The sequence below is a fragment of the Paraburkholderia sp. RL18-101-BIB-B genome (genome assembly GCF_046026985.1).
Classification (GTDB): Bacteria; Pseudomonadota; Gammaproteobacteria; order Burkholderiales; family Burkholderiaceae; genus Paraburkholderia.
The window spans coordinates 1-3,660 of the sequence record NZ_JARESV010000120.1 but is presented as its reverse complement, the minus strand read 5'-3'; the positions used below and the strand labels follow the sequence as shown (position 1 = coordinate 3,660).

At 58.4% G+C, this 3,660-nt stretch carries 4 protein-coding genes and 2 pseudogenes; 4 read left to right on the top strand and 2 right to left on the bottom strand.

Annotation, left to right across the window (positions count from 1 at the left end; all coding sequences use genetic code 11):
* Positions 1-241 (top strand): annotated as a pseudogene (locus tag P0D73_RS46000) (TAXI family TRAP transporter solute-binding subunit); the annotation flags it as partial.
* 90 nt (positions 242-331) lie between these two features.
* Here P0D73_RS46000 and P0D73_RS45995 read toward each other — a convergent pair.
* Positions 332-559 carry a potassium channel family protein gene (locus P0D73_RS45995; protein WP_408321221.1) on the bottom strand — a complete coding sequence of 76 codons (228 nt, stop codon included), beginning with the start codon at positions 557-559 and terminating at the stop codon, positions 332-334.
* 13 nt (positions 560-572) lie between these two features.
* On the opposite strand from P0D73_RS45995, the gene P0D73_RS45990 reads away from it, so the two are divergent.
* Complete coding sequence (locus P0D73_RS45990) at positions 573-950, top strand: hypothetical protein (protein WP_408321219.1); 378 nt, start codon at positions 573-575, stop codon at positions 948-950.
* A 183-nt stretch (positions 951-1,133) separates the two neighbouring features.
* Positions 1,134-2,009, top strand: coding sequence for a lipid A biosynthesis lauroyl acyltransferase (locus tag P0D73_RS45985; RefSeq protein ID WP_408321217.1), 876 nt, complete (start codon positions 1,134-1,136; stop codon positions 2,007-2,009).
* A 98-nt stretch (positions 2,010-2,107) separates the two neighbouring features.
* On the opposite strand, the pseudogene P0D73_RS45980 reads toward P0D73_RS45985, so the two are convergent.
* Positions 2,108-2,677: pseudogene (locus P0D73_RS45980) on the bottom strand (HAD family hydrolase); the annotation flags it as partial.
* 193 nt (positions 2,678-2,870) lie between these two features.
* On the opposite strand from P0D73_RS45980, the gene P0D73_RS45975 reads away from it, so the two are divergent.
* Positions 2,871-3,602, top strand: coding sequence for an IS6 family transposase (locus P0D73_RS45975; protein WP_408321215.1), 732 nt, complete (start codon positions 2,871-2,873; stop codon positions 3,600-3,602).
* Positions 3,603-3,660: the final 58 nt, after the last annotated feature.

The window sequence follows — 3,660 nt, the reverse complement described above, 5'->3', positions numbered from 1 at the left end:
GATCAAGAGACGGCTCGCGGTTTGGTACCGCGAAATCAAATCGCTGGAAGATGAAATATGGAAAAACAGGCAACCGACCCGGGACCAGATTACGCAATGGCGCGATGAAATCGAGGACATCGATGCACACGCCAGTCAGATACGGATACCGCAGCGCTATTTTCAGGATGTCTACGCGCTCAAACAGGCGATCAGTGTCGTCAGGGATCGGATTTCCCGAATTGCAGGAAACATGAAGTAATAGCAAACTTGCCTATAGCAGACACCCAGTGTCTACCCGGCAATGCCGCGCAAGCCGATCGCCAGAAGGCCCGTTCAGTGAGGCGCAAGCTCATGGGCGGTTCGTGTCGGGTCTATTGCCCGCGACGTGCAGGGACACGAGCCGCGCCAGGACAATCGTCGGATAGAGCTGGCAGATCAGCGCTTCGAGGATCGCGAGCGATCGCGTCGCGTGGCCGTGCGGCGTGATGCCGCCATAGCCAACGGTGGTCAGCGTGGCGAAGCTGAGGTAGATCCAGTCGGGTGGCCGCGCAGCGCGCGTCTTGGGACCCCGCGACAAACGAGCCGGGCGTGTGCAGGGCAATGAGCTGGTAATCTTCGGCCCAGATCACGCCAACCATGATGTAAAGAACGACGGCCCCGCCGCCTTTATCGAAGGGAAGAACCCATTCGCTCCAGCGAAAATGTATCGCGCCGAACGCAATCGCCGCGATGACGATGAACGTCCGCCGACGATCCAGTGCTGTGACCGCACCGCTCAGCAGCATGAACGACAGGAGCAGGTCCCGCATAACGTGCGCGAAGACGCTTGTCGGCGAAACGGCGAACGGGAGGACGAACACGTTAAGCAGGAGCAGGGCGAGGAGGATCGTCATATTGACGATATCCGCCCGTGTGCTCAAGTCGATCAACCCATCTCGGATTTCCTTCACAGCCCCTTTCCCCGATAGGGGGCGCAAAAGTTGCTGTGCAATCTTGCACTCATAGCATTGAAAAAGCGAGGCCCGAGGGCAACGTTGCGACGATCTCCCGGCTCCTCGCGCTGGGTAGCGATTCTATGAAACTAAAGGTCAATTGATCGGTCGAGTTGAAAGATCTCATACTCGGCCAGACAAGGAAGACTGGAGGCGTTCATGAAAGCCTTTGGATTTGCGATGATCGTGGTGACGTTGCGTCTATTCGCGTGTCTGCCTTATCGGCTCGTCGCGCGCCTGGGGTCGGCGCTCGGCGCGCTGCTTTATCGGATCCCCAGTCGCCGCAAGCGCATTGCCCTGGTGAATCTGCGTCTGTGCTTCCCCGAGAAATCGATGGCTGATTGCGACATGCTCGCGAAAGAGAATTTTCGTCAGGTCGTGCGGAGCTACCTTGAACGCGGCGTGCAATGGTACGGCAGCGAGCGGTCGATACAACATCTCGTGCAGATAGATAGCCGCATCGACCTGCACGACGAGCATCCTCCGCCCACCATCTTCATGGGTTTTCATTTCGTCGCCATCGAGGTCGGCTGCATGCTTTATTCCATGAGCCTGCCCGTTGCGGCTCTGTACTCGCGCATGTCCAACGAGCGTCTTTGCGAACTTGCCCGCAAGCGCCGCAGCCGGTTCGGCGCGGAGATGATCGAACGTTCGACGAGCGCAAGAAAAGTCGTGGCGCTGTTGCGATCTGGCAAACCAGTGATGCTAGCGGCGGACATGGACCACGGCGTCGAGAACTCGGTGTTCGTGCCGTTCTTCGGCGTTCCGACATGCACGCTGACCTCGATTTCCCGCCTCGCGAGACTTGGGCGGGCGAGGGTCGTGCCGTTCATCACAGAGGTACTGCCGTGTTATCGCGGCTACAAGCTGACGATCTTCGAGTCGCTGGAAGACTTCCCCTCGATGAGCGACGAAAAGGATGCCCGCAGAATGAACGCGTTCCTGGAATCGCAGATACTGCGTATTCCGGACCAGTACTACTGGGTTCATCGGCGCTTCAAGCACCGACCTCCAGGTCTCGAGCCAGTGTATTAGCGCGCCCGAGTCGGTCATCGGGCAGAGTTCTCATCTACGGTCATTCGCCTGCGCAGCAATGCGCGAAAGACACATTAAAAGCAAATTCCATTATGCCGTTACTTCTTCTCGAACGGAAAAACCACATTCCAGTCCTGTTTCATGTCCACGACGGTCCAGCCCTTGGCCTCCGCCTCGTCGAGCGCCTTGTCGAGTTTTCCGATGCTCGACTGCCGGTCGTAGGCCCATTCGCGCACCGCGTCCGTATGATGGACAAGGCCCATGAAGCGCGCACCGTCACCGGCAGCGGTCCATTGGAGCATCTGCAGGTCACCATCGGAATTGCCGAAGGCGAAAACGGGACGGCGGCCAATATGCAGGTTGATTCCAACCGGCTTGCCGGGACCGTCGTCAATGAAGCCCAACTCAGGCAAACGCATTAGCACCGGCTTGCCGTCGAGCATCTCGAACCGGGTCTTGCCGCTGCTGCCGATTACCTGCTCGGGTGGAATGCCATATATTTTCTCCGTCCATGGCCGCATGAATTCGATGCCGCCACCGGACACGATGAAGGTTTTAAAGCCATTCGCGCGCAAGTACGCAACCAGTTCCAGCATCGGCTGATAGACCATCGCCGTGTACGGTTGGTTGAACCTCGAATGCTTAGCCGTGGCAAGCCAATCGTTTAGATCAACGTTTTTTTTTCGTGTGGCACGCTGGGCGTCCTGAAACGAGATCACGCAGGGTTAACCACGGGGCCGCCGCCCGCTTCTCTATAGCGAGAGGCGAGCGGCCCGGTGGATAACCCGTGCCGAAGGCGATGCCGCTTTTACCTGCTCGGGCACTGTCAGGTTGATGTGGAGGCGGCGGTAGAATGAAGTGATGAAGAAAACGAAATCGCTTTATCACGGTCACCGCTTCCCTGCCGTCGTCATCAGCTGCGCGGTTCGGTGGTATTTCCGGTTTAGCCTGAGCCTGCGCGACGTCGAGGAGTTGTTGCTCGAGCGTGGTGTCGTGATCACGTACGAAACGATCCGTTGCTGGTGCGACAAATTCGGCGCTGAATTCGCCCGGTGCGCCAAAGCGGCGCGGCCCAGGCCGGGCAGCATATGGCATCTGGACGAGATGTTCGTGACGCTGCGCGGCGAGCCGTATCTGTTGTGGCGAGCGGTCGACGAGCACGGTGCTGAGCTCGATGTGCTGGTGCAAAAGCGGCGCGATAAGTCCGCGGCAAAGCGCTTCTTCCGGCGGGTGCTGCGTTCAAACCCGGTGCCGCGCAAGATCGTGACCGACCAGTTGCGCAGCTATCCGGCGGCGAAGGCTGACATTCCTGAGCTCGCTCATGTAAAGCACGTTTTCGTCAAGGCGGCTGCACGTGTGAACAACCGTGCCGAGAACAGCCACCAACCGACCCGCAGGCGCGAACGCCAGATGTGCGGCTTTCGCGATGCGCGTCGCACGCAAGCGTTTCTTTCATGCTTTGGCCCGATCCGGCAGCACTTCGCGCTGCCCAGACATCGGATGAACGCGGCATGTCATCGTGCCGTACTCCAGGAACGCTTCGTCACATGGCATGGTTGGACTGTCACTGCCGCATCTCAGAAAACTATCTAATCAGGATAACTACGCTTTGGCCAAAAAGGTAGTTTACAGCCGTCAACTTGACAAAGCC

Coding starts and splice junctions, on each gene's coding strand:
- P0D73_RS45985 (WP_408321217.1), top strand. CDS start 1,134: ATGAAAGCCTTTGGATTTGCGATGATCGTGGTGACGTTGCGTCTATTC.
- P0D73_RS45975 (WP_408321215.1), top strand. CDS start 2,871: ATGAAGAAAACGAAATCGCTTTATCACGGTCACCGCTTCCCTGCCGTC.